The organism is Streptomyces sp. SLBN-118 (assembly GCF_006715635.1).
Classification (GTDB): Bacteria; Actinomycetota; Actinomycetes; order Streptomycetales; family Streptomycetaceae; genus Streptomyces.
In genome coordinates this window covers 712,755-735,776 of sequence record NZ_VFNP01000001.1, presented here as the reverse complement: position 1 = coordinate 735,776, position 23,022 = coordinate 712,755, and the positions used below count along the sequence as shown (strand labels likewise).

The window sequence follows — 23,022 nt, the reverse complement described above, 5'->3', positions numbered from 1 at the left end:
CGCACCCATCTGGACAGTGGGTAACAACACGCGACGGGGGAGAGTCCTGATGACGACGGGTCGAGGTGTGCGCCGCTCCGGTGCCGTGACTGTGGTGGCCTTGCTCTGCTGCGGGCTGCTGGTGTCGTGCGGACAGGAGAAGCAGAAGCCGAGCACCGTGGTGGCCGGCGGTTCCGCACAGGGACAGTCGGGAGCGGCCCAGGGCAGCACCGATGAGACAACGGACGACACGGCCGATGAGACGACGGATCGGACGACCGACGAGTCGGGAGCGGCTCGGCCCGATCTGACGACCGAGGGCGACGGCGAGCCGGTGATCAGCTCGGAGGAGGAGATGGCGGGCTGGTACGACGCCAAGGCCGATTTCCGCAGGCACCTCGCCTCGAACAAGGACAAGACCGACGACGCCCTGGGCCCGATGGCGGTCAAGGTCGTCATCCGCAAGGTGGGGGACACCAACGAGGCGAAGGTCTGGATGCAGGCCGCCCACGGCTCGGACAAGGACATGAACCGGGTGGCCGACGCCTTTGCCAGGTGGCGCCGGGAGGTGTACGACGACAAGGGCCGGGTGAGCGTCCTGGTCAGCGCGAAGATGGGCGGCGTCGAGAAGGACTGGTAGCCCTCCCCGCCTTCAGGCCCTGACTGCGGGTCAGCCCCAGCTCTGTGAGTAGTGCGTTCGGTAGCGGCGGCGGTCCTGAGCGGACCAGATCGAGCGGGTGGCGATCAGCCCGACGAGGCTCACCACGAGGACGACGAGTCCCGGTGCCAGTGCCCGGGCACTGATGATTCCGGTGACCTCGTCGGGGCCGCTCGCCTGCCCCGGCCCGGGCGGTGTGCCGGCTCCCGCGGGAGCCGGCGGCAGAGCCGCGGGGTTGAGGGGGGCCGCGCTCGCGCCACTGCCCTGTGCGGGAGCGGTGCCGCCCGTCAGGTTCACACCGAGGGCCGTCATCGCCTTGGTCGCCGGCTGGAAGAACGTGGTCCCTCCCGTGCTGCAGTCGCCGCTGCCGCCCGACGTCACCCCGAGCGCCAGCCCCTCCGCGAACAGCGGGCCACCGCTGTCCCCGGGCTCGGCGCAGACCGTCGTCTCGATCAGCCCGCTGACGGTGCCTTCGGGGTAGTTGACCGTCGCGTTCAGCCCGGTCACGCGACCGGAGCGCAGTCCGGTGGTGCTGCCGCTGCGGAAGACCTGCTGGCCGACCGCGGGGTCGGCTGCCCCGGTGATCCGGACTCCCTTGCCGCCGCCGATGTTCACGACGTTGGCTCCGCCGGGGGTCTCGCCGTTGCGGTACTGGATGAGCGAGAAGTCGGTGCCGGGGAAGCTGCTGGCGGTGGTGGCGCCGAGCGGCTGGCTGCCTCGCTTGTCCTTGAACCAGCTGGTGCCGACGGGGCCGCAGTGCCCGGCTGTCAGCACGAAGTTGTCCCGGCCGTTGGTCACGTTGAAGCCCGCGGAGCAGCGGCCGTTGGGAGCGAGGATCGGCTCGGCGCCGTTGACCCTGGTGGTGAAGGCGCCGGTGGTGCGCCGCATCTGTACGAAGCCGCCGATCCCTTCGGCGACGCCGGACATGCGTGACCAGTCGGTGGCCGAGACGGTGCTGTCGGCCTGCACCACGACCTTGTTGGAGGCGTAGTCCACGGCCCATGCGGTGCCTGGCACCCGGGGGGCTTCGCTCAGGGTCCGCGTGGCCGAGCGAAGCCGGCTCATGCTGTGCCGGACGACTTTGGCGCGTGCCCCCGCCCGCTCGACCTCGGCCGCCGCGTCCGCGTCGGTCACCGCGACGACCTGTCGCCCGTCCTCGCCGATCCAGTTGCCGGCGGTACGGGACATGCCGAGCTCCGACACGAGACGTGCGCCCAGGCCGGTGTTCTCAAAGGTGCCGCCCGAGCCCCCTCTCGGGGCGGAGCCTTCGCTCGCCACGGCATCGGTGATCATCAGCCCGCCGCAGAGCAGTCCGCCGACTGCCGCCAGCCGCGCGAACCGCTGCAGCCTGCGTCGTGCATGCGTCATCTGCTGGCCCCTCAGTCGTTCCGGGACGGCGCTGTGGAACGCCGGGGGCCCGGACGTCGGGAGCCCTCCTCTCATACGTGGCGCAGTGCCGCGCGGTTCATCGCGCGGCCTTTGGAGGTCAGTAGTCGGTGTCCTTGCCGATGTACAACTCGGCGAAGGCGGCCGCGGCGGCCGGCGAACCGAGGGCGCGCCACACTGGGGCCGGCCCGCAGGCGCGAGGCGGAGGTCCCGTCGTGAGTAGTTGCTCGGTCTGATCGGACGCGACCCCGGCTGAGCCCCACGGGCGTTCGTCGAGCGCGCGTCGAGTCGGCTGCGACGGCGGTGATCGAGGCTGGCTCCACGAGTGCCGAGTTCGTGGGGCGGAGGGGTGTGGGCCGATGAGTGGTGTTCGTTCCGGGGCTTCGGACGAGGTGGGTGTCGAAGAGGACCTTTCCGGAGAGCTGTTCGAGCTGGCCGTGGGGTATGTGTACTCGGCGGCGCTGCATACCGCGGCCCGGTTCCGTATCGCGGATCTGCTCGCCGGGGGTCCCCGTACGTGTGGCGAGCTGGCCGAGTCGGCCGGTGTGGACGGGCCGAGTCTGCGGCGGGTGCTGCGGTATCTGGCGACCAAGGGGGTCTTCCGGGAGGACGGCGCCGGGCGTTTTCATCTGACGCCGCTCGCTGATGCCCTGCGCTGTGATGCCCCTCGTTCGCTGCGGGACTTCGTCCTGATGCGGGGCGAGGACATCTTCTGGCGCCCCGCGGGCCGGCTTCACGAAGCGGTACGCACCGGCGGCACCGTCTTCGAGGATCTCTTCGGCGTCCCCTTCTACGACTATCTCGCGGCCGATCCCGCACTGGCCGCACGCTTCAACGCCGGCATGGCCGCCTTCTCCGACACGTTGAGCGACGATGTCGCCCGCGCCTACGACTTCTCCGCAGCCGTCGGCGGCACCGGGCAGGTTGTCGATGTGGGCGGTGGACGCGGCGGACTGCTGCGGGCAGTGCTGCTGCGGCATCCGCGGCTGACAGGCGTGCTGTTCGAGCTGCCCTCGGTGGTCGCCGATCATGTGCTGGATGTGCCGGGGCTGGCCGGGCGCTGGAGCGCGGTGGCGGGCAGCTTCTTCGACGCGGTGCCCGACGGCGGCGACGTCTACCTCCTCAAGCACGTCCTCGCCAGCTGGCCCGACAAGGAGGCGGTGCGCATTCTTGCCGAGTGCCGCCGCGCCATGGCGGACCACGCCAGGCTGCTGGTCGTCAACGCGCTGATCCCGCAGGGGAACGCGCCCCATCCCGGCAAAAGCGTCGACGCGATGATGATGACCGTGCTGAACGGCAAGGGGCGTACGAAGGACGAGTACGAGGCGCTGCTGGACCGTGCGGGTCTCATGGTGACCCGGGTGATTCCGGTCTCGCCGCACGCCGGGGTCATCGAGGCGGCCGCGGGCTGAAGGGCCGCCCCGCCCCGGAGGATGCCGGGGCGGGGACGGGGCCGTCAGTCCTCCAGGACGCGGTCGAGGTAGCCGCCGCTGGCGATGGGGATGGCGGAGAGGAATTCGCCGGGCAGGTCGAAGGCATCGACCAGGGTCATCATGTGGGGGGCCAGGTCGGCGATGGCCTCCTCCATGGCGTTGGACCAGGCGCGGACATGATGGCTGTTCAGGGCGCCTTCGGCGAGCAGGTCGCCCGTGTGCGCGCACAGCTGTTGCAGCAGGAACAGCCTGCACAGCCCGTGCAGCAGGCGTGCCGCAGTCGGGTCGGTGGCCCGGGCGGCGGCGGCTATGAAAGCGTCGGTGGCGTTGAGGCCGGCGTGGGTGGAGACCATCTCAAGCCCGGCCGAGGACGCGGCGTTCCACCGGTTCAGCGGGCTTTTCGCCGGGGCCCTGCGCACGGCGGCCCGCGCGCGTAACTGCCATATGCCTTCCACGTCGCCGAGCAGGGCCCGCAGGAAACCGAGGTCGTCGAGATCCTTTTCGGCGATTCCGGAATGGCGATGCGAGCCGGGCCGGGTGGTCTGGTGGCCGAAGACCATCTCGGACGCGGCCTTGACCCAGACCACCAGGTTGTCGCCCTCCGCGGTGATCGAGCTCTCCAGGTTCAGCGGGAAGTCGGCAAGGCCGTTGGCGGGGAACAGGCCCTGGGCGCCGCAGCGTTCGCGGCATTCGAGTGTGATGTCGCGGGCCTGCCAGGTGATCCAGCCTTTCGCGATGGCGGTCATCCGCTCGGCCTCGGCCCGGTCCTCGGGGGTGTGCTGGGACCAGTGGGTGACGACCGTACGGTGCAGAAAGGTCATCGCGTACGCCTTGGACAGCGCGTACAACAGCCGGCCGTGATGACTGCGATGTGCGGCCAAAGGCACCCGCTCGCCCGCCCTGGGCCCGCTGATGTGGCGGTGGTGCGCATAGCGAACCGCGATGGTCAGGGCCGCCCGCGAGACACCGACGGCCTTGGCGCTGAGGCAGAGTTTGCCCACGGTGACGCGGCCGATCGAGCGCAGGAATCGTCGTCGCCGACTGCCCAGGCTGCCGGTGACGAGCCCGTCGCGGTCCAAGCGCCCGTGATCGGCCTCCATCAGCGCCTCGCGCGGCAGTCGCACCTGGTCGAACGACGTGAGGCAGTGATCCAGCGGCACGCCGGTCCGCTCCGGCAGCATCCGGATCCGGACGCCGGGCAGCGGACCGTGTTCATCGCTCAGCGGTGTCAGGAACAGGCAGACGCCCTGGTCCTGACCGTCGATGAGGAGCCGCGCGGCCACGACCGCGCTCTTCGGGCCGCCGATCATGCTGGTGTTCGGCATGAACTTCTGTGCACCGGGAGTGGGTGTGTGCAGTACGAAGCCTCCGGAGGCGCGGTCGAGGGCAGCGGTGGTCTCCAGGCCGGCGACATCGTTGCCGTGATCGAGCTCCGTGCACAGAAACGTTCCGGTGCGCTGCATGGAGGTGAACTCCGACAAGTTGCGGCGGCGTTCGGGGTCGTGGTCGAGGAGGCTGCCCAGGAACAGGTTGTAATGGATCCCCGCCACCGTTCCCAGCGCCGCGTCCACCACCCCCGTCCACTCGTGCAGGCTGGCCAGCCGGCGGGGGTCGCCCGCCAGCGCCTCGGGACTGTCCAGCGCGCCGTTGAGCAGGCGCAGCCGGGCGTAGGAGCGTGCGATGCGCTGTTCTTCGGACAGCCCCGGGCGGTAACGGAACTCCTCGCCGCCGATGAGTGCGCGCCAGGTGCCGTGGACGCGTTCCCGGTCCTCCTGGTCGAAGAGCAGATGCGCCAGTTCTTCGGCGGCCGTGGCCGGGGCTACGGTTTCGGACCCCACGCGCGGGAGTGGTCTCCCCGCGGTCTGGGGATGGTCATCCTTCTGGAACGTCAGCAGGGTCATGGGACCTCTCCGCAGAGACGTCGAGTCAGGGAAGGAAGTTCAGTGGCCCATAAAGATACGGCCCAACCGGTTTTTTGCAAGGAATCGAGGGAAGTCCCAGGTCATCTATGTGGCGTTGGGCCCCGTATGACCGGAAGACGACCGTCCGGACGCCTTGAAAAACCGGACGCTTGGTTTTATTGTGGGGATTGTTCGCACCCCTGCCCGGGAGCGAGGGCCGGACCGACCAGTCCACGCCGTCCGGTGGCGGGGCGGGCGAACGGCAAGCGCAGGCAGGCATGTTGCCCGCCTGCTCCGGCGCCTCTCGTCGGCCGGTGGCCGGCGCGGGGGGCATCCGTCATGTCCGGGTGTGACGGGGGGTACGGAGGTGTACTGTGGCGCGCCAAGAACGGGCCACTCGAACGCGGCAGACGATCCTGGTCGCGGCGGCCGAGGTGTTCGATGAGGTCGGATACGAAGCAGCGACGATCTCTGAGATCCTCAAGAGATCGGGAGTGACCAAGGGAGCGCTGTACTTCCACTACGCCTCCAAGAAAGATCTGGCCCAGGAGGTGCTGGGTGAACAGCTCGGCGCGCTACCGGAGTTGCCTCCCCGGGACCTGAGCCTGCAGCGGGCCGTGGACGAGGCCTTGCTGCTTTCCTACCTGCTCAGGGAGCATGAGCCGATTGTGCGGGGCAGCGTTCGGCTCACCGTGGAGCAGGGGTCGTCCAAGGACGGCCTGGACCGGCGTGTGCCGATGCAGGCCTGGACCGACCACAGTCTGAGCCTCTTCGAACAGGCGAAGGCGGACGGCGAGCTCCTGCCCCACACCGACCTGGCCACCGTCGCGACGATGTTCGTCGGGGCGTTCACCGGCGTGCAGGTGCTGTCGAGCATCATGACCAGACACGAGGACATGCTGGAGCGCGTGTCGGAGCTCTACCGGCACCTGATGGCCGCGATCGCGGTTCCGGGGGTGCTGGTGCGCCTCGACTTCTCCCCGGGCAGGGGGGCCAAGGTGTACGAGGAGGCCATGAAGCTCCGCCAGGAGAAGGAAGTCGCTGCGACCGCGTAGCGCTGTCCGTTGGAGGGGAACTCCGCAGCCCTCGCGGCGGGCGGAGTTCTCTGTTGTGCGGTGTCTCCCTGCCGCCGAGACGGGTCCCCGAGAGGTTGTCGAGCGGGATCCGAGCCCTTCTTGAGGATCGCCGCCGACCGTGGCGGGGAGGAAGGGAGGCCGCTGTGAAGGCTGAACACGGAACCGATCACGTGGTGCGCGTCGAGCGCGGACTGGCCGAGGCGGACGAACTGGCCGCCGTGACCGTGGTGTTGCTCTCGCTGCTCGCCGGGCAGAAGGCCCACGTGGAGTGCGCCGGGGAGCGGCGGCCCGCCGCAGACCGGCGGCGCTGGGAGGGCCTGGCTGCCTACCGCGCTCCGCACAGCTGGCAGTGAGCCGCCCGTGGACGTTGAAGTGGACACACCGCACAAGCGGTTTGTTTTGGGGGCTGCGTCCGGACCGGACGCACCTGCGCCGGAGAAAGGACCCGTTGTGACGCTGCTGAGTGACACCGCCCCGGTCCGCGTGGAGGCGGTCCATGCCCGGGGACGTGTGGCGGAGCTGCATGCCCTTCGTGAGGAGGCCCGTCGTGGGCCGAGTGAGAGGGCGACCGAGGCGCAGCATGCGAAGGGCAAGCTGACGGCGCGGGAGCGGATCGGGCTGCTGCTGGATGAGGGGTCGTTCCATGAGGTCGAGCAGTTGCGCCGGCATCGGGCGACGGGGTTCGGTCTGGAGGCGAAGAAGCCGTACACGGATGGTGTGATCACCGGGTGGGGCACGGTCGAGGGCCGCACGGTGTTCGTGTACGCGCATGATTTCCGGATTTTCGGCGGGGCGCTGGGTGAGGCTCATGCGACGAAGATCCACAAGATTATGGACATGGCGATCTCGGCGGGTGCGCCGCTGGTGTCGCTGAACGACGGCGCGGGGGCCCGGATCCAGGAGGGTGTCTCGGCGCTGGCCGGGTACGGAGGCATCTTCCAGCGCAACACCCGCGCGTCGGGGGTGATTCCGCAGATCTCGGTGATGCTCGGCCCGTGCGCGGGCGGGGCTGCCTACAGTCCGGCGCTGACCGACTTTGTGTTCATGGTGCGGGAGACCTCGCAGATGTTCATCACCGGCCCGGATGTGGTCAAGGCGGTGACCGGCGAGGAGATCACGCAGAACGGGCTGGGCGGCGCGGACGTGCACGCCGAGACCTCGGGTGTCGCGCACTTCGCGTACGACGACGAGGAGACCTGCATCGCCGAGGTGCGCTACCTGCTGGCGATGCTGCCGTCCAACAACCGGGAGAACCCGCCGTCCGTCGCGGCCGAGGACCCCGCGGACCGGCGTGGCGAGGCGCTGCTGGACCTGGTTCCCGCGGACGGCAACCGGCCCTACGACATGCACAAGGTGATCGAGGAGCTCGTCGACGACGGCGACTACCTGGAGATCCACGAACGCTGGGCCCGCAACATCATCTGCGCCCTGGCCCGCCTGGACGGGCAGGTGGTGGGCATCGTGGCCAACCAGCCGCAGTCGCTGGCGGGGGTGCTGGACATCGAGGCCTCCGAGAAGGCGGCCCGGTTCGTGCAGATGTGCGACGCCTTCAACATCCCGATCATTACGCTGCTGGACGTGCCCGGCTTCTTGCCGGGGGTGGACCAGGAGCACGGCGGGATCATCCGGCACGGCGCCAAGCTGCTGTACGCGTACTGCAATGCCACGGTGCCGCGTATTTCGCTGATCCTGCGCAAGGCGTACGGCGGGGCGTACATCGTGATGGACTCCCAGTCCATCGGCGCGGACCTGACCTACGCGTGGCCGACGAACGAGATCGCGGTGATGGGCGCCGAGGGTGCCGCCAATGTCATCTTCCGCCGGCAGATCGCCGATGCCGAGGACCCCGAGGCGATGCGGGTGCGCATGGTCAAGGAGTACAAGGCCGAGCTGATGCACCCCTACTACGCCGCCGAGCGCGGTCTGGTCGACGACGTCATCGACCCGGCCGAGACCCGCGGGGTGCTGATCGCATCCCTCGCCATGCTCCGCACCAAGCACGCCGACCTGCCCTCCCGCAAACACGGCAACCCCCCGCAGTGACGGAGCAGTTCGATGGTCAAGCAGGAACGCGCGGCGCGTACCCGTGAAGCACTGATCAGATCCGCGGCTGAGGTCTTCGACCGGGAAGGCTTCACCGTGGCCTCGCTCACCACGATCTGCTCGCTCGCGGGGGTGAGCGCCGGCGCGCTGCACTTCCACTTCGCCACCAAGGCCCAGCTCGCCGGGGCCGTCGAGGAGGCGGCCCTGGAGCGTCTGGACGGGATCACGGCGGGTGAGGAGCAGGCGGTCGAGCCGGTGAGCCCTCTGCAGTTGCTGGTCAACGCCTCGCACCGGCTCATCCGCGGCCTGGGCGAGGACGTGGTGCTGAGGGCCGGGTTCGAACTCAGCGGTGCCGCTGCCGGCGAGCACGACCTGCGCCGCCACTGGCAGCAGTGGGTCACGCGGACACTCCACAACGCCGAGGGGGAGGGAGAACTGCACCGGACGGTCGCACCGCAGGACGTGGTGACGGCGGTGGTGGCGGCCACGGTGGGCTTCGAGGTGCTCGGCGCGCGAGACTCCGCCTGGCGCTCCTCACCCACCGTCACCCGGTTCTGGGAGCTGCTGCTGCCACGGCTCGCCGTCGCATCGGTGCTCGCAGGACTCACGGCCGAGGGCGCGCCCCGGCCGTAGAACCATCCCTCTCACCCATCACGAGCAACCAGACACTAAACCGTCAAGCTGGTTTGTTTTCAGGGCTCCATTGGGCCTGCGACGCGTGCCCGTGCGAAGCGCCCGGATGGCTTGTGATGAGCCCATCCGGATACCTCCGCGCCCTCGCCGCCTGCCCCATCCGCCACGATGCGCACCCCTGACACGCCTTGCGTGCAAGGGATGCGCACCTTTGTGCGACGAGATCGGCATCGGCCGGAAACCGACCGTAGGTCGCCGGCGGTGAAGCTCGCGGAAGCGACCGTTCCAGGATTGACAAACCGACCGTGCTGTTTTTTAATCGTCATGTTCGTGTACGACAGGTGCCGCAACTGCATCTGCGGGGCGGACGCGGTGAGTTCACACACCTGACCCTGCATGCCCGACGTTGGGGGAGAAACATGAACATCGAAGTGCTGGGGGCGCTGTCGGTGCGGGAGAAGGGACGGTCGATCGCGCCCTCCGCGCCCAAGCCACGGCAGGTTCTGGCCCTGCTCGCGCTGAACGCGGACCAACTGGTCCCGGTCTCCCAGCTGGTGGAGGAGCTGTGGGGCCAGAATCCGCCACGCAGCTCGCGCACCACTCTGCAGACCTATGTGCTCCAGGTGCGTGACCTCATCGGCGAGGCCCTGGCCGTCGGCCCCGACGAAGGGCGCAGCGCCAAGAGTGTCCTGGTCACCCTTCCCGGCGGCTACCGCCTGGAGACCGAGGGCGGCACCGTCGACTTCCGTGAATTCGAGCGCCGCGCCGGTGCCGGGTACCGGGCCATGGACGCCGAGGACTACTCCCAGGCGGCGGCACGGCTGCGGGACGCGCTGTCCCTGTGGTCGGGGCCCGCCCTGGCCGATGTACAGGCAGGATGCCAGATCGGCATGGAGATCGAGCGGCTGGAGGAAGCCCGGCTGTGCGCCCTCGACCAGCGGATCGAGGCCGATCTGCGCCTCGGACGCCACCGGGAACTCCTGTCCGAACTGACCGTGCTCGTCAGCCGGTACCGCACCCACGAGAGCCTGCACGGGCAGTTCATGCTCGCCCTGCACCGCTCCGGACGGCGCGGCGAGGCACTCAACGCCTACCAGCGGCTGCGCAACACCCTGGTCGCGGAGCTCGGCCTGGAGCCGTCGGCCGCGCTGGGCCGGCTGCAGCGCTCCATCCTCATGGCCCAGCCCGACGCCCCGGCGCCCGGGGGTCCGGGACGCGGCACGCGCGTACCGGCTCGCGTGCGCTGACCGGCACCGCCCCGCCTCGCACCATGAGCCCGGAAGACGCCGAGGCCCTGTCCCTCCGGCAGGCTACACAGGTGCTGGCCCGGCTGCTCTACCGGGATGCCGCGGACATCGAACCGGACCTGACCTTCTGGATGCTGGGCGTCGACGCCCTGCTCGGCGCCCAGTTCGTGGCCCTGCTGAACGCCGCTTGCGGATGCGACATCGACGTCGCCGAACTCGACGACTACCCCACGCCCGCAGCCCTTTCCCGGCATGTCGCCACCCAGCTGACGGGCGCCCCGCCGCCCAGACCGTTCGCAGAGCGGGCCGTGCCCGAGCCGAGGCCGGTTGTGTCCGCGGCGGGCAGGGCGAGCGGAAAGAGGTCCGACGTCCTCAGCGTCCTGCGCGAGCAGCTCGCCGAGACGCTCTGCTGCGACGTGTTCGACATCGACACCGAAGCCACCTTCCGCAGCCTGGGCCTGGACCCCGTACTGGGCGCCGAGTTCCTCGACTTCGTCAACGGCGCGTACGGGCTCCAGGCACGGCCCGCCGTCCTGTTCGACCACCCGAGCCTGTCCGCCCTGGCGGCCCATGTCGCGGCGAGCACCGCCGCCCTGGCTCCCGGGCCGTCGGCGGCCTGGACACGTTGAGCGGCCCCGCGAGCGCCCACGCGCGAAACCCTTCACTGTCCGGCCGCGGGTGGGGCCGTCAACTGGTCGAAGCGGTGCATCAGATGCTGCTGTTCGCGCGCGAGCCGCTCGACGTGGCTGCGCAGGCGTGCGATCTCGTCGCTGAGACTCAGCACGCTCGCTCCCAGGCCCGCAGCGGCGTGCGGGGTGGCGTCGTGGAGGGAGCTGGGCAGCCTGTGGACGGTGGCGACCTGCCCGCGGTACGCCGGTGCTTCAAGGCCCGGATCATGGTGGAGGATCGCCTCCATACGGCCGCGCAGCGCGGGCCCCGGCTCCACCCCCAGCTCGTGCACCAGTCGCTTGCGCGCCCGGTCGTACACACTCAGGGCCTCCGCCTGTCTGCCGCACCGGTACAGGGCGGTCATCAGCAGGTCGTAGAAGCGCTCCCGCATCGGGTGATCAGCCGTCAGCTCCTCCAGCTCACCGGTGACATCGCCGTGCCGTCCTGCGCGCAGACACGCGTCGTACAGCGTCTCCAGCACTGTCAGCCGCACCTCTTCCAGCTGGGCGGCCTCGGCCGAGCAGATGTCCCCGCGCCCGGCGCCCTCCAGCGCCGCCCCCCGCCACAGCGCCAGCGCCCGGCGCAGCAGGCCGGCCGCCCGCTCGGGGTCCGTCACGGCGTGAGCGCGTCCTTCGGCGGCCAGCTGGTGGAACTGCCCCGCATCGGTACCGGCCCGGCCCGCGCGCAGCACGTAGCCCATCGAGCGGGTCACGATCCACTCGTGGTGGGGCTCACCCGACCCCGGCGCCGGAACCGGCAACAGCCGCCGCAGCCGCATCACATGAGCCTGCAGCGCATTGGTCGCGTTCGCCGGAGGGGTGTGGCCCCACAGCTCGTCGATGAGCCGGTGCGCCGACACCACCTGTCCGCGCTTCACGATCAACGCGCCCAGCAGCGCCCGCTGTTTGGCTCCCGCCACAGCGATTCGCACACCGGTGCCTTCGTCATGGATCTCCACCGGACCGAGGACGCGGAACTCCATCTCTCCCCTCCTCTCACAGAAGAAAAGAACCGGTATCGAATTCCACGAAAGATCCGTCCGGCGATCCGGTGGAAGGATTCCTGGAATTGATGACGCGCAACTCCTCGCCCTGTCGACCATAGATGCCGTGCGCGCGGCCCGGGAGTGGCACCAGTGCTGCTCAGCGTGTCATGAAACGTTTCTTGAGTCTCGTTCGGGGCATGCCGCGCGCGGGCCGGAAACGGAGGCGACGGCACCGCCGGAGAACGGCTCGAAAGGCGGCGGAGTGTGACGGAGAACGCTGTCGAACGCGGTTACGGTTCTTCTCGTCCAGGGCTCGTGTGGAAAGGACAAGGAGTCCCGCGAGGCGACAGCATCGACGACCCGGATACCGGCTCGAAACGGCGGAGGCCGGCCAGGTACGGAGGAAATCGTGAAGATGAAGGTTCTGGGTCCACTGAGTGCCGAGGTCAACGGAGTCTCGATCGTTCCGACCGCCGGCAAGCCCCGCCAGATACTGGCCCTGCTCGCCCTGTACCCCGGGCGGGTCATGCCGGTCCCGACCCTCATGGAGGAGATATGGAACACGGACCTTCCACCCAGTGCCCTGACCACCCTGCAGACCTACATCCTGCAGTTGCGCAGGCGGCTCGGCACGGCCATGGGCCCCGATGCGCCGGGCTCGGCGAAGGACGTACTCGCCACCCGCTACGGCGGCTATCTCCTGCAGATCCCCTCCGAGGCGGTCGATGTGCACGAGTACGAAAGCCTGGTGGCCCAGGGCCAGGACGCGTTCGAAGAGGGCGATGACCACACCGCGGCCCGCTCCCTGCGCGAAGCCCTCGACCTGTGGGAAGGGCCCGCGCTCGTGGACGTACGCGTCGGCCCGATCCTGGAGATCGAGGTGACACGGCTGGAGGAGAGCCGACTCGTCGCCAGGGAACGCCGCATCGACGCCGACCTGCGCCTCGGCCGGCACGGTGAACTCATCGCCGAACTCACCGACCTGATTGCGCGTCACCCACAGCACGAAGGACTGCACTCGCAGGCCATGGTGGCGCTCTACCGCTCCGGCCGGCAGGCCTCCGCGCTCGACGTTTACCGCCGGCTGCGCAGGCGGCTGATCGAGGACCTGGGCGTGGAGCCCTCCCCGCAACTGCAGCGGCTGCACCAGGCGATCCTGGCCGTCGACCCGATGCTGGACGTCGTCGCAGGCCCCAGGCGCTCCTCGACCTTCGACCTGTACGCGGCGTGAAGCCGCCCGACCGGGCAGGCGGCAAAGGGTCAGCCGTGGGTGAGGGACGATGAGGCGCGTCGTGGTCACCGGCCTTGGCGTGGTCGCGCCCGGTGCAGTGGGCACCAAGGAATTCTGGTCGCTGCTCACCGCGGGCCGCACCGCCACCCGGGCCATCACGCTCTTCGACCCCGCCCCCTACCGTTCCCGCATCGCAGCCGAGGCCGCCTTCGACCCGGCCGAGCACCATGTCACCCCGGACGCCGTCGAACGACTCGACAGGGCCGCCCAGTTCGCTCTGGTCAGCGCGCGTGAGGCAATCGCCGACAGCGGCCTGGACCGTACGGAGGATCCACTGCGCACCGGGGTCGCGCTCGGCAGTGCGGCCGGCTGCGTCACGGACCTGAGCACCGAGTACGCAGTCGTCAGCGACTGCGGATCCACCTGGCACGTCGATCACACCCGCGCCGTGCCGCACCTTCTCGACTGCCTCATGCCCAGTTCGCTGGCGGCCGAAGTGGCTCTGGACAGCGGCGCGCAGGGGCCCGTCACGTTGTTGTCCAACGGCTGTACCGCGGGCCTGGACTCCATCGGGCACGCAGCCGCCCTGATCCGCGAGGACAGCGCCGACGTCATGATCGCAGGCGGCACCGAGGCACCCGTCGCCCCGATCCCCGTGGCCGCTTTCGACGCGCTGAAGGTGACCAGCCGGCGCAACGACGAGCCCCGGACCGCCTCCCGGCCCTTCGACCGGACGCGCGACGGCTTCGTGCTCGGAGAGGGATCGGCCGTGCTGATCCTGGAGGAGTTCGAGCACGCGCGCCGCCGGGGCGCGAGGATGTACGCCGAGATCGCCGGTTTCGCCCGGCGCAGCAGCGCCTACCACATGACCGGGCTGCGCCCGGGTGGCCACGACCTGGCCCGGACCGTCCGGGCCGCCCTCGACCAGGCGCGGATCGACCCCGGAGATGTCGACTACATCAACGCCCACGGCGCAGGCACCCGGCAGAACGACCTGTACGAGACCGAGGCCCTCAAACGCAGCTTCGGCTCGCACGCCTACCGCATCCCCGTCAGCTCCATCGCATCGATGATCGGCCACGCCCTCGGGGCGGCCGGCTCTCTCGGCGTCTGCGCGAGCGCGCTCGTCATCGAACACGGTGTGGTGCCGCCCACCGCCAATCTGCGCGTCCCCGACCCGGCCTGCGACCTCGACTACACCCCGCTGACCGCCCGCGAGCAGCGCACCGACACGGTGCTCGGCGTCGGCAGCGGCTTCGGCGGATTCCACAGTGCCGTGCTCCTCACCCGCCCGCGTCCGGCAGCGGGCCCATGAGCGCCCGGATCCGCAGCGGGCAGCCCGCCGCCCTCGTCACCGGAATCGGCGTCGCAGCCCCCAACGGCCTGGGCGCCCGCGCCTGGTGGGCCGCCGTGCTGCGTGGTGAGAGCGGCATCGGGCCCGTCACCCGATTCGACGCCGACGGCTATCCGGTACAGGTCGCGGGCGAGATCGACGGCTTCGTGGACGAGGACCACGTTCCGGCCCGGCTGCGGCCGGCCACCGACCGGATCACCCGGCTCACCCTCGCCGTGGCGGCCGAAGCCCTGGCCGACGCGGACGCCGCCCCGGCCCTGTCGGCCGGCAACAACGCCGGTGCTGTCACGGCCAGTTCCGCAGGCGGCGTCGAACTCGGCCAGAGCGAGCTGCAGGCGCTGTGGAGCAAGGGGCGACGGCACGTCAGCGTGTACCACGCGAGCGCCTGGTTCCCCGCGGCCGGGGGTGGCCAGCTGGCCATCCGGCATCAGCTGCAGGGCCCCGGCGGCGCCGTTGTCGCCGAACAGGCGGGCGGCCTGGACGCGGTGGCACAGGCCCGCCGGGAGCTGCGTAACGGCGCACGCCTGATGCTGGCCGGTGGCGTCGACTCGGCGCTGTGCCCCTGGGCCTGGGCCGCGCACATGGCGGCCGGCACCCTGAGCACGGTCGCCGAACCGGCCCTCGCCTACCGTCCGTTCGCCCCCGAAGCCTGCGGGCATGTCCTGGGGGAGGGCGGCGCACTGCTGGTCATCGAGGACGCCGAGACCGCACAAGCACGCGGCGCGACGGGCTACGGGACCGTGGCAGGATGCGCGGCCACCTTCGACGGACCCGGCGTGCCCCGATTGCGCGCGGCTGCCGAACGGGCCCTCGCGGATGCCGGAGTGAGTCCCGCCGACGTCGACGTCGTGTTCGCCGACGCCGCCGGCGAGCGCGGTGCCGACAGGGCCGAGGCCGAGGCGATCACCGCACTGTTCGGCCCGTACGGCGTCCCGGTCACCGCGCCCAAGACCATGACCGGCCGCCTGCTGGCAGGAGGCTCCTCCCTCGATCTGGCCGCCGCCCTGCTCGCCCTGCGCGACGGCGTCGTGCCGCCGACCACCGCGACCGAACGCACCGCGGACGACTGCCCGCTCGACCTGGTGATCGGCGAGCCCCGGCGTGGCGGCGTACTGCGCTGCGCGCTGGTCCTGGCCCGCGGCAGGGGCGGGTTCAACTCCGCGGCCGTCGTACGCGGCCCGGGCTGACCACCCCTCCCGGCATCCCGCAGTACACCCCTCCAGGGCACCACGAGCGTGCCGAGCACGCAGGAAGAGAGGCCACCGTGGCACCGTTCGACCTGTCGGACCTGAGCGCCCTGCTGCGTGCATGCGCGGGCGGAGCGGAGGGGGAGGGGGAGGGGGAGGCCGGGGACCTGGACGACAGCAAGCTCGACGTGCCGTTCTTCGACCTCGGGTACGACTCGCTGGCGCTCCTGCAGACCTCTGCCCGGATCGAGGACGAGCACGGGCTCACCCTGGACGAGGAAGCCGTCGACGAGGCCGAGACCCCCCGCGAGTACATCGACCTCGTCAACCGGGCCCTGGCCGCCCGCGGCACGGACGCATTGCACACGGACGCGGTGGTGGTCGGCGCCGGCCCGGCAGGCCTCGCCCTCACCCTGATGCTCCTGCGGTCAGGGGTGAGGGTCGTGCTGGTGGAGCGCTCGCCCTCGGCCGGACGTGACTTCCACGGGGAGATCCTTCAGCCCGGCGGCCAGCGCATCCTGGACCAGCTGGGAGTGCTGGACGCGGCCCGCGTCCGGGGCGCCGTGGACCTGGACGGATTCCAGGTCCTTGAGCGGGACAGGCTGCTCCTGGACATCGACTACCGCCGCCTCGACGCACCGTACAACCGGCTGCTCGCCCTGCCGCAGCGCCATCTGCTCGACGAACTGCTGGCCCGCTGCCGCCGGCTGCCCGGCTTCCACTACCTGGGCGGGCACCGCATCAGCAGTCTGCTGCAGACGGACGGGGAGGGGAACGGTGGGTGTGCGGGGGCCGTGGTGAGCGGGCCCGGCGGGCGGCGCATCACCGTACGGGCCCAGGTGGTCGTGGGCTGCGACGGACGGTTCTCCAAGACCCGGCAGCTCGCCGGGATCGCGTCCGGCCGCACCGAGGCCTTCGACCAGGACGTGGTGTGGTTCGCGCTTCCGGCGTCCGGCCGCACGACCGGCCGGGTGCGGGTGCACCGGGCGGGAACCGCCGCGGTACTCGTCCACGACTGCTGGCCGGACCGGCTCAGGATCGGCTGGACGCTGCCCCACCACACCTGGCAGCAGGCCGCCGGGCGCGGCATCGACGACATCCGGCGCGAACTGGCCGCCGCCCTGCCCTATTTGGCCGACCTCATCGGCGAACATCTCACACAGCTGTCCGACCTCACACTGCTCGACGTCTTCGCCGCCCGCGCCGATCAGTGGGTGCGCGACGGCCTGGTGCTGGCGGGGGACAGCGCGCACACCCACGGCCCGCTCGGCGCACAGGGCATCAACCAGGCCCTGCAGGACTCCGCCGTCCTGCATCCGCTGCTCGTCGCCGCCATCGGCGCCGGGGACTGTTCACAAGCGCGCCTCGCCGCCTTCGAGGCGGCTCGTGCCCCCGCGGCCGAGGCGGTCCTGCGGATGCAGCGCCTGCAGGCCGCCGCCTTCTTCGGCCACGGTGGACCACTCGCCGCGTTCCTGCGCGCCCGCGCCGCGCGGCTCGTCACGCGCACACCGCTCGGAGCGCGGATCACCCGGCGTATCGCCTACGGCGAGCCCCAAGTCCGCGTACGGACCGATCTGTTCGGCGTGGACGGGGACCGCCCCGCTGCTCAGTCGTCGACCTCGATGTCGTAGAAGCCGTCGTGTTCCCACTGCCTGATGGTGGCGTGATCCCGCTCCACCACCGAGCGGTCCCGGTGGATCAGATAGACGGCGCCCGGCCGGGTGAACAGGTCCTTGGTGCGACGGACGAACTCACCCGCGCGTCCGGCCGGAGCGAGCATGCTGTGGTACGAGGGCAGGGTCCGCAGACGGGACCAGTCCAGGTCCCGGCGCAGCCGCCCGCTGCTCGGGCAGATGAAGCTCACACCACGGGCCTCGGCGAGCGGAACCGTCGGCAGCCGCCTGGAGGTGTAGAGATCGGGGACGAGCATGGCGTGCACGGTGTTCGCCACCGGGTTGCGGCCGGTCGCCCGCGTCACCGCCGACACGTCGATGGTGCCCTGAGGGCGTGCCGCGCTCTCGACCAGCCGTGGCCCGTCAGCGGTGTTGATGACCTCGGTGTGGGAGGGACCCCAGCGGGTCCCCAGCGCGTCCAGGACGTCTCGTACGTAGGCGGTGACGGGTTGTGCGTCGGGGTGGTGGGGCGGCACCAGATCGATGTAGTCGTAGACGGGCGCACCCGCCAGGACCGTTTTGACGGAGCGCCAGATCTCGGTGACGGTGTGCTGCCCGTCCGCGGAAAGGCAGTTGACCATGTATTCGTCGCCGGCCAGATACTCCTGCACAAGGACGGACGCGTTGGTCTGGCCGTAGACGCTGCGGCTGCCCAGGAGTTTGCCCGCGGCGGCCGCGGCCTCCTGCGGACCCGTACAGCAGAACACGCCGTCCGTGCCCGCACTGCGCAGGGGTTTGACGACGACCGGCCCGCCGCCGTGCCCTGCGGTCACCGCATACGCCTCCTCGGCGGTGGTGACCGCGGCGTGCCAGGCGGCCGGCGCACCGGCGCCGGTGAGCGCCTGCTGCATCTGCAGCTTGTCCCGGCGCGCGGCCGATGAGGCGGGCTCGTTGTTCGCCTCGAGGCCCAGTACGGCGGCGAGCTTGTCGGCCAGCTCCACCCCCGATTCGGTGCCGGCGGTCACCCATCCGACATCGTGCCGCTCCAGGGAGCGCAGCAGCGTCTCCCAGTCACCGTCGAAGGCGTACGCCGCCCGGTAGCTCTCCGGGGCGTACGTGGCGCGGAAGGCTCCGGCACGCTCCGCCCGGTTCTCCACGTGCACCGTGCCGATTCCGTACGCGGCGAAGGCCGGCGCGTACAGCGCTCCGGTGGAGTAGCCGTCTACGACGACGGCGACCCGCTCGTTCATGGTGTGCAGGGGCATGCCGCTACCTCCGGCGGTCGGGGTGGGACCAGGCCGGCCTGGGCACCCGGTAGACGAAGCTGATCGCCGTCCGCGGCTCGCTCGCCGTCGAGTTGGGGGCCGAACGGTGCAGCATCATCCCGTCGAAGGCGACCGCCGAACCGGGTGACAGCGGCACCGACACGGGAGCGGGTGCGGGCAGCACTTCGGCGGGGTCCACATGAGGTTCGACCGCGTCCGCGAGGGGCGGCCGGCCGGGCTGTCGCTCGCGGACGCCGCGGTGCTCGAACAGGCCGTGCCGGTGGGAGCCGGGGATGAACTGCAGAGCGCCGTTGGCCTCGGTCGCCGCCTCCACCGCGACCCAGACCGTGACCACGCTGTGCGCGGCGGTGTCGAAACCGTCGGGAGCGAACGCCAGGTCCTGGTGCCACGGCTTCTCCGAGCCCAGCCGGGGCGGCTTGGCCCACAGGAAGGAGTTCACCAGCACACCCGGCGCGCCCACCAGCCGGGGCACCAGGCCCTCGGGCAGGTCCAGTTCGGCCTGCAGCAGGGCCAGGTCCGGAGCGTGGTGATGGGCCCGGCTCACCGAGCGCAGCAGCCCGGCGACCTGCGGATCGCCCCGCTGCCAGGCCACCCAGCCGCCCACCCCGGCCGCCTCCAGAACGAAATCCCCCGCCGAGGACTCGAGGTGGGCGGCGCGTTCGCGCAGCACGCCGGCGGCCCGGCGCAGCCGGGCGAGCCCCGCCGCCGGCACCAGGCCGGGCAGTGGGACGAACCCGCTCCCCTCCAGGGTGCCGACGGCGGCATCGGTCACGTTGTGGGTCATAGCCAGTTGCCCTCCTGCATGAGGTCGCGCCCGGACAGTTCATTGACCTCCCGCCACGCCTGTACGTGCCGGGGCTTGATACGGAAGTACTGGTACGGCGTCTTCAGCTCACGCGGATCGAAACCGGTCTTCTGCGCGAAGGTGTCCCCGAACTCGGGGCCCTCGTCCTCCGGTTGAACGGGTGCTGCGGCGCCCTCGACCAGGACGACATCACGCGTCGCGCCGAACGCGAGCCGAACCCGGCCGCCTGCGAGGAGGTTCCGGCTGGTGGGCGAGGAGCGCACCGTGGAGATGTAGAAGAAGGTGCCGTCCCACAGGAAGGACAGCGGCACCAGGTAGGGCCCGCCGTCCAGGTCCGCAGTGGACACCCAGGTGTCGACGTCCTTCTCGAAGTGCACGAGAACATCGCGGCGGCGCTCTTCGCGGCTGCGCGGTGGTGCGAGAGTCATGGTGTTCTCCTCATCGTCGTGTACGGGACCTGCCGACCGCGGCGAATGTACCGGGCTCCTCGCAACGCGGGCCGCCGTCCGCGCCGACACGGCGCACGTCGGAGAGGGCAAGACCGAGGAAGACAGGGGCTCCCACCAGGGCCGACAGCCACATCGCGCTGTGCAGTCCCACCACTTGGGCCAGCGCGCCCCCGAGCAGCGCGCCCACCGGCAGCGCACCCCAGGACACGAAGCGCACGGTGGCGTTCATCCGTCCCATCAGCAGCCGGGGGGTCACTGCCTGACGCACGCTCACCTGGTTGACGTTGAGCACCACCGCACCGACCGCCTGGATCAGCAGGCCGCCGACCAGCAGGGCGTCGACCAGCAGGGCGTGCGGCGCGGCGTACCCGGCCAGCGGAAGCAGCAGGGGCCCTGCCCCGCACAGCAGCGAGGCGGCGACGATGGTGGGCCCGGTGCCGATGCGTCGGGCCGCCCGCCTGGAGGCGAGCGCTCCGCCCACCATTCCGGCACTGGACAGCGCCATGACCAGGCCGATGCGGGCGGGGGAGAAGCCCAGCTGACGCGTCGCGTACGTGACGAGCAGGGCCGAGACCATGGCGTACGACAGATTGGTCAGGCACGACGTGATCGTGATGGGGGCCAGGAGCCGGTGGTGTCTGACGAACTTCAGGCCCTGGATGATGTCCTGGCACGGAAGCCGGCCCGTGCGTGCGGCAGGCTCCGGCGGGCGGGGCCGGCCGGGAATGCGCCACACCATCACGGCGGAGAAGAGGAACGAGAGGATGTCCACGCACAGCGCCACGGGCCCGCGCAGCAGCCCGATCAGCCAGCCGCCCGCGGCGTGCCCGCCGACCAGCGCGCCCGAACGGGCCAGTTCCAGCTTGGAGTTGCCTTCGGCGAGGTCGTCGGCGGGCAGGATGTCGGGCAGATAGGACTGGTAGGCGATGTCGAAGAACACGGTGGCCGCGCCGATCGTCAGCCCGACCGCGTACAGCTGCGCCAGAGTGAGCACGCCGAGCATGTGGCTGACCGGCACCGTCAGCAGCACCAGGGCCCGCACGAGGTCCGCCGTGATGAGGACCGGCTTGCGCGGCATCCGGTCCACCCAGGCGCCTGCGGGCAGCCCGATCAGAAGGTACGGCGCGACCTGCACGGCCTGAACGGCGCTCACCTCGAACGCGCTGGCGTTGAGGGTCGTCAGGGCGGTCAGCGGCAGGGCGAGGATGCTGATCTGCGTGCCGAACTGGGTGACCGCCTGGCCCGCCCACAGGCGGCGGAACGCCGGTTGCCGCAGCAGTCCCATGTCACACCCCCGCCGTGGGGCACTCGGGCGCTGGGGGAGCCGGGTAGGTGAACACATGCGCGGTGCAGGCGCGTTGATCGGCGCCCATCCCCACCACGGCGCCCGCATGGGCGGGCAGCGCGCGGGCGTAGGTGCCGGCGTGCCCGTCCGGAGTGAGGAACAGGCTCCACACGGTGCGCCAGTCCTCGGTGCGGCCCGTGGCGGGATCGAGGACGGGTTCGGGGCGGGTGCGGGCGCGCTCCTGGACGACAGCGCCCGAGACATCGACCGACTCCAGTGCGCGCCGCCACCGCGGCGGGGGTGTCTCCCATCCGGCCACCTTGAGGGCGGTGTTCAGCGGGCCGTCCGGATCGGCGTTCTCGCGCAGAAATGCCGCTGTCACCGGATCGGTCGCCTTCCGGTTCGTCCTCGTGCTGTGGGTCGTCATGGCGGGCAACTGCCTTTCCCTCGGGCTCACGCGGTGCTCAGGCGCACGGCGTGAGCCGCCTTGTCGGCCTCGATCCGGCACATGTCGGCGCTATGCCCGGTGACAAGCACATAGGCGTAGCGGCTCATGATGTGCCCGGCGGGCGGCAACAGCAGTTCCTGCCCCGGCTCGGCCAGCGCCTGCGCCCGTACCGCGGACGCGGGCAGCGCCGCCGCGTCCACCTCCACGCCGGCGGCCACACAGTCCTGTTCGGGGTAGAGGAAGCGGACCGCGGCGCAACCGCTGCGGCGCTCGGGTGGCGGGAGCGTGCCGCCGCAGGCGATCGCGACGGCCCACTGGCCCGGGTCCACCCGGCAGGCGAACGAGGCCACCAGGGGAATGAGATCGCCACCGAGGCGGGCGTTGATCTCGATCACCTTCGGTCCGGCCTCGGTGAGTCTGAGTTCGGTGTGGGTGATCCCCGTGTGGTAGCCCACCGCCGTGTGCGCGCTGCGCAGAACGTCCAGCACCTCGGGATCGTCCAGCAGCGGATCAGCGGCGTCGACGCTGTGCGCGATCTCCTCGAAGTACGGCTCATATCCGCAGACTTTGCGGGCGAGGTAGAGCGGGGTCAGCTCGCCGTCCAGCAGTGCCGCGTCGATGCTGATCTCCTCGCCGAGCAGGTACTCCTCGACCAGGACGCTCCCACCGAAGTCCGGCGCGCCGGCCATCGCCACCGTTCCCGCTGTGATGTACGCCGCCGTGACCTCTGCGGGCGATGCGGCCCGGCTCACTCCGACACTGGCTCCCAGACCGCGGGGCTTGACGACGACCGGGAAGCCGATGCGGGCCGCGGCCTGCTGAGCCTCGGCCGCTGACGCCACCGGGACGGAGCGGGCCTGGGGCACGCCCGCGGCATCGAGGGCCCGCCGGGTGCCGTGCTTGTCGCGGCACAGCGCCACGGCCTCGGGCGGGGAACCCGGCAGGCCCAACTCCCGTTGCAGCCGGGCACTCTGCTCCACCAGCAGCTCGTTCCAGGACAGCACCCCGGCCACCGTGTGGCGGGCAGCCACGGATCGGCCCGCGGCCCGCAGAGCGGCGAAATCATGGAGGTCGACCACGGTGTGGCCGCACAGATACGGCAGCTCCCACGTGGGCTCGGTGTCCAGGAACAGCCAGATACGGGAATGGCCCGCGGCCATCGACAGGAGGTATTCGCGGAATTTCTGCACGCCACTGTGCAGAAGGAGGACCAGCGGAAGTTCCTCTGTACCGGCCACTGAGTTCACCCCGTACCTCTCACGACGCGGCTCTCGTGAAGGAGAGCAATGATGCGGCTGCGGCTGAACTGCCCGCCGCTCGGACGCTAGCCCCGGAAGAGCCCCGGATGCGCCGG

The 23,022-nt window shown here is 70.8% G+C and carries 21 protein-coding genes; 12 read left to right on the top strand and 9 right to left on the bottom strand.

Translation table 11 applies throughout. The features are described 5' to 3' along the window. Positions 1-49 precede the first annotated feature (49 nt). Positions 50-619 carry a hypothetical protein gene (locus FBY35_RS03435; RefSeq protein WP_142212357.1) on the top strand — a complete coding sequence of 190 codons (570 nt, stop codon included), beginning with the start codon at positions 50-52 and terminating at the stop codon, positions 617-619. Positions 620-649: 30 nt separating this feature from the next. Here FBY35_RS03435 and FBY35_RS03430 read toward each other — a convergent pair whose 3' ends face one another. Beyond that, positions 650-2,005: a S1 family peptidase gene (locus FBY35_RS03430; RefSeq protein WP_142212356.1), complete on the bottom strand. Its 1,356-nt coding sequence runs from the start codon at positions 2,003-2,005 to the stop codon at positions 650-652. A 377-nt stretch (positions 2,006-2,382) separates the two neighbouring features. Between FBY35_RS03430 and FBY35_RS03425 the strand changes: the two genes are divergently transcribed. Beyond that, positions 2,383-3,435: a methyltransferase gene (locus tag FBY35_RS03425; protein ID WP_142212355.1), complete on the top strand. Its 1,053-nt coding sequence runs from the start codon at positions 2,383-2,385 to the stop codon at positions 3,433-3,435. A gap of 44 nt (positions 3,436-3,479) precedes the next feature. Here the strand turns inward: FBY35_RS03425 and FBY35_RS03420 are convergent, their stop codons facing one another. After that, the gene (locus FBY35_RS03420; RefSeq protein WP_313904640.1) at positions 3,480-5,294 is read right to left on the bottom strand and encodes an acyl-CoA dehydrogenase; all 1,815 of its coding nucleotides are present in this window, start codon (positions 5,292-5,294) and stop codon (positions 3,480-3,482) included. A 437-nt stretch (positions 5,295-5,731) separates the two neighbouring features. Between FBY35_RS03420 and FBY35_RS03415 the strand changes: the two genes are divergently transcribed. The 6 genes from FBY35_RS03415 (at position 5,732) to FBY35_RS03390 (ending at position 10,985) form a co-directional block, all read left to right on the top strand. After that, positions 5,732-6,412, top strand: a complete 681-nt coding sequence (locus tag FBY35_RS03415; protein ID WP_142212353.1) for a ScbR family autoregulator-binding transcription factor — start codon at positions 5,732-5,734, stop codon at positions 6,410-6,412. Positions 6,413-6,576: 164 nt separating this feature from the next. Next, complete coding sequence (locus tag FBY35_RS03410; protein ID WP_142212352.1) at positions 6,577-6,786, top strand: acyl-CoA carboxylase subunit epsilon; 210 nt, start codon at positions 6,577-6,579, stop codon at positions 6,784-6,786. 97 nt (positions 6,787-6,883) lie between these two features. After that, positions 6,884-8,476, top strand: a complete 1,593-nt coding sequence (locus FBY35_RS03405) for an acyl-CoA carboxylase subunit beta (protein WP_399208221.1) — start codon at positions 6,884-6,886, stop codon at positions 8,474-8,476. Between the two features lie 12 nt (positions 8,477-8,488). Then, a complete protein-coding gene (locus FBY35_RS03400; protein ID WP_142212351.1) occupies positions 8,489-9,109 on the top strand; it encodes a ScbR family autoregulator-binding transcription factor in 621 nt (206 codons plus the stop codon). Positions 9,110-9,528: 419 nt separating this feature from the next. Then, on the top strand, positions 9,529-10,356 hold the full coding sequence (locus FBY35_RS03395) for an AfsR/SARP family transcriptional regulator (protein WP_142212350.1): 828 nt from the start codon (positions 9,529-9,531) through the stop codon (positions 10,354-10,356). A 23-nt stretch (positions 10,357-10,379) separates the two neighbouring features. Next, positions 10,380-10,985, top strand: coding sequence for a phosphopantetheine-binding protein (locus FBY35_RS03390; RefSeq protein WP_142212349.1), 606 nt, complete (start codon positions 10,380-10,382; stop codon positions 10,983-10,985). Positions 10,986-11,017: 32 nt separating this feature from the next. Here FBY35_RS03390 and FBY35_RS03385 read toward each other — a convergent pair whose 3' ends face one another. After that, positions 11,018-12,007, bottom strand: coding sequence for an AfsR/SARP family transcriptional regulator (locus tag FBY35_RS03385; RefSeq protein ID WP_142212348.1), 990 nt, complete (start codon positions 12,005-12,007; stop codon positions 11,018-11,020). A 412-nt stretch (positions 12,008-12,419) separates the two neighbouring features. Between FBY35_RS03385 and FBY35_RS03380 the strand changes: the two genes are divergently transcribed. From FBY35_RS03380 to FBY35_RS03365, 4 genes are all read left to right on the top strand, one after another. Continuing rightward, on the top strand, positions 12,420-13,241 hold the full coding sequence (locus tag FBY35_RS03380; protein ID WP_142212347.1) for an AfsR/SARP family transcriptional regulator: 822 nt from the start codon (positions 12,420-12,422) through the stop codon (positions 13,239-13,241). Between the two features lie 49 nt (positions 13,242-13,290). Next, positions 13,291-14,556, top strand: a complete 1,266-nt coding sequence (locus FBY35_RS03375) for a beta-ketoacyl synthase (RefSeq protein ID WP_142212346.1) — start codon at positions 13,291-13,293, stop codon at positions 14,554-14,556. After that, entirely contained in the window at positions 14,553-15,782 is a 1,230-nt protein-coding gene (locus FBY35_RS03370) for a beta-ketoacyl synthase N-terminal-like domain-containing protein (protein WP_142212345.1), read from the top strand. The genes FBY35_RS03375 and FBY35_RS03370 overlap by 4 nt, the downstream gene beginning before the upstream one ends. A 77-nt stretch (positions 15,783-15,859) precedes the next feature. After that, positions 15,860-17,413 carry an FAD-dependent monooxygenase gene (locus FBY35_RS03365; RefSeq protein ID WP_160159217.1) on the top strand — a complete coding sequence of 518 codons (1,554 nt, stop codon included), beginning with the start codon at positions 15,860-15,862 and terminating at the stop codon, positions 17,411-17,413. On the opposite strand, the gene FBY35_RS03360 is transcribed toward FBY35_RS03365, so the two are convergent. The 6 genes from FBY35_RS03360 to FBY35_RS03340 are packed head-to-tail and all read right to left on the bottom strand — an operon-like array spanning position 17,389 to position 22,906. Further along, on the bottom strand, positions 17,389-18,660 hold the full coding sequence (locus FBY35_RS03360) for an ATP-grasp domain-containing protein (RefSeq protein ID WP_142212343.1): 1,272 nt from the start codon (positions 18,658-18,660) through the stop codon (positions 17,389-17,391). The two genes, FBY35_RS03365 and FBY35_RS03360, sit on opposite strands and share 25 nt — an antisense overlap. Positions 18,661-18,664: 4 nt before the next feature. Next, on the bottom strand, positions 18,665-19,465 hold the full coding sequence (locus FBY35_RS03355) for a phytanoyl-CoA dioxygenase family protein (protein ID WP_142212342.1): 801 nt from the start codon (positions 19,463-19,465) through the stop codon (positions 18,665-18,667). Continuing rightward, positions 19,462-19,914 carry a pyridoxamine 5'-phosphate oxidase family protein gene (locus tag FBY35_RS03350; RefSeq protein WP_142212341.1) on the bottom strand — a complete coding sequence of 151 codons (453 nt, stop codon included), beginning with the start codon at positions 19,912-19,914 and terminating at the stop codon, positions 19,462-19,464. The genes FBY35_RS03355 and FBY35_RS03350 overlap by 4 nt, the downstream gene beginning before the upstream one ends. 10 nt (positions 19,915-19,924) lie before the next feature. Next, positions 19,925-21,220, bottom strand: coding sequence for an MFS transporter (locus FBY35_RS03345; RefSeq protein WP_160159216.1), 1,296 nt, complete (start codon positions 21,218-21,220; stop codon positions 19,925-19,927). A 1-nt stretch (position 21,221) separates the two neighbouring features. After that, positions 21,222-21,647 (bottom strand): hypothetical protein, encoded by a 426-nt coding sequence (locus FBY35_RS36015; protein ID WP_160159215.1) that lies wholly within the window; start codon positions 21,645-21,647, stop codon positions 21,222-21,224. A gap of 26 nt (positions 21,648-21,673) precedes the next feature. Further along, positions 21,674-22,906 (bottom strand): acetyl-CoA carboxylase biotin carboxylase subunit family protein, encoded by a 1,233-nt coding sequence (locus FBY35_RS03340; protein ID WP_260848491.1) that lies wholly within the window; start codon positions 22,904-22,906, stop codon positions 21,674-21,676. Positions 22,907-23,022 lie beyond the last annotated feature (116 nt).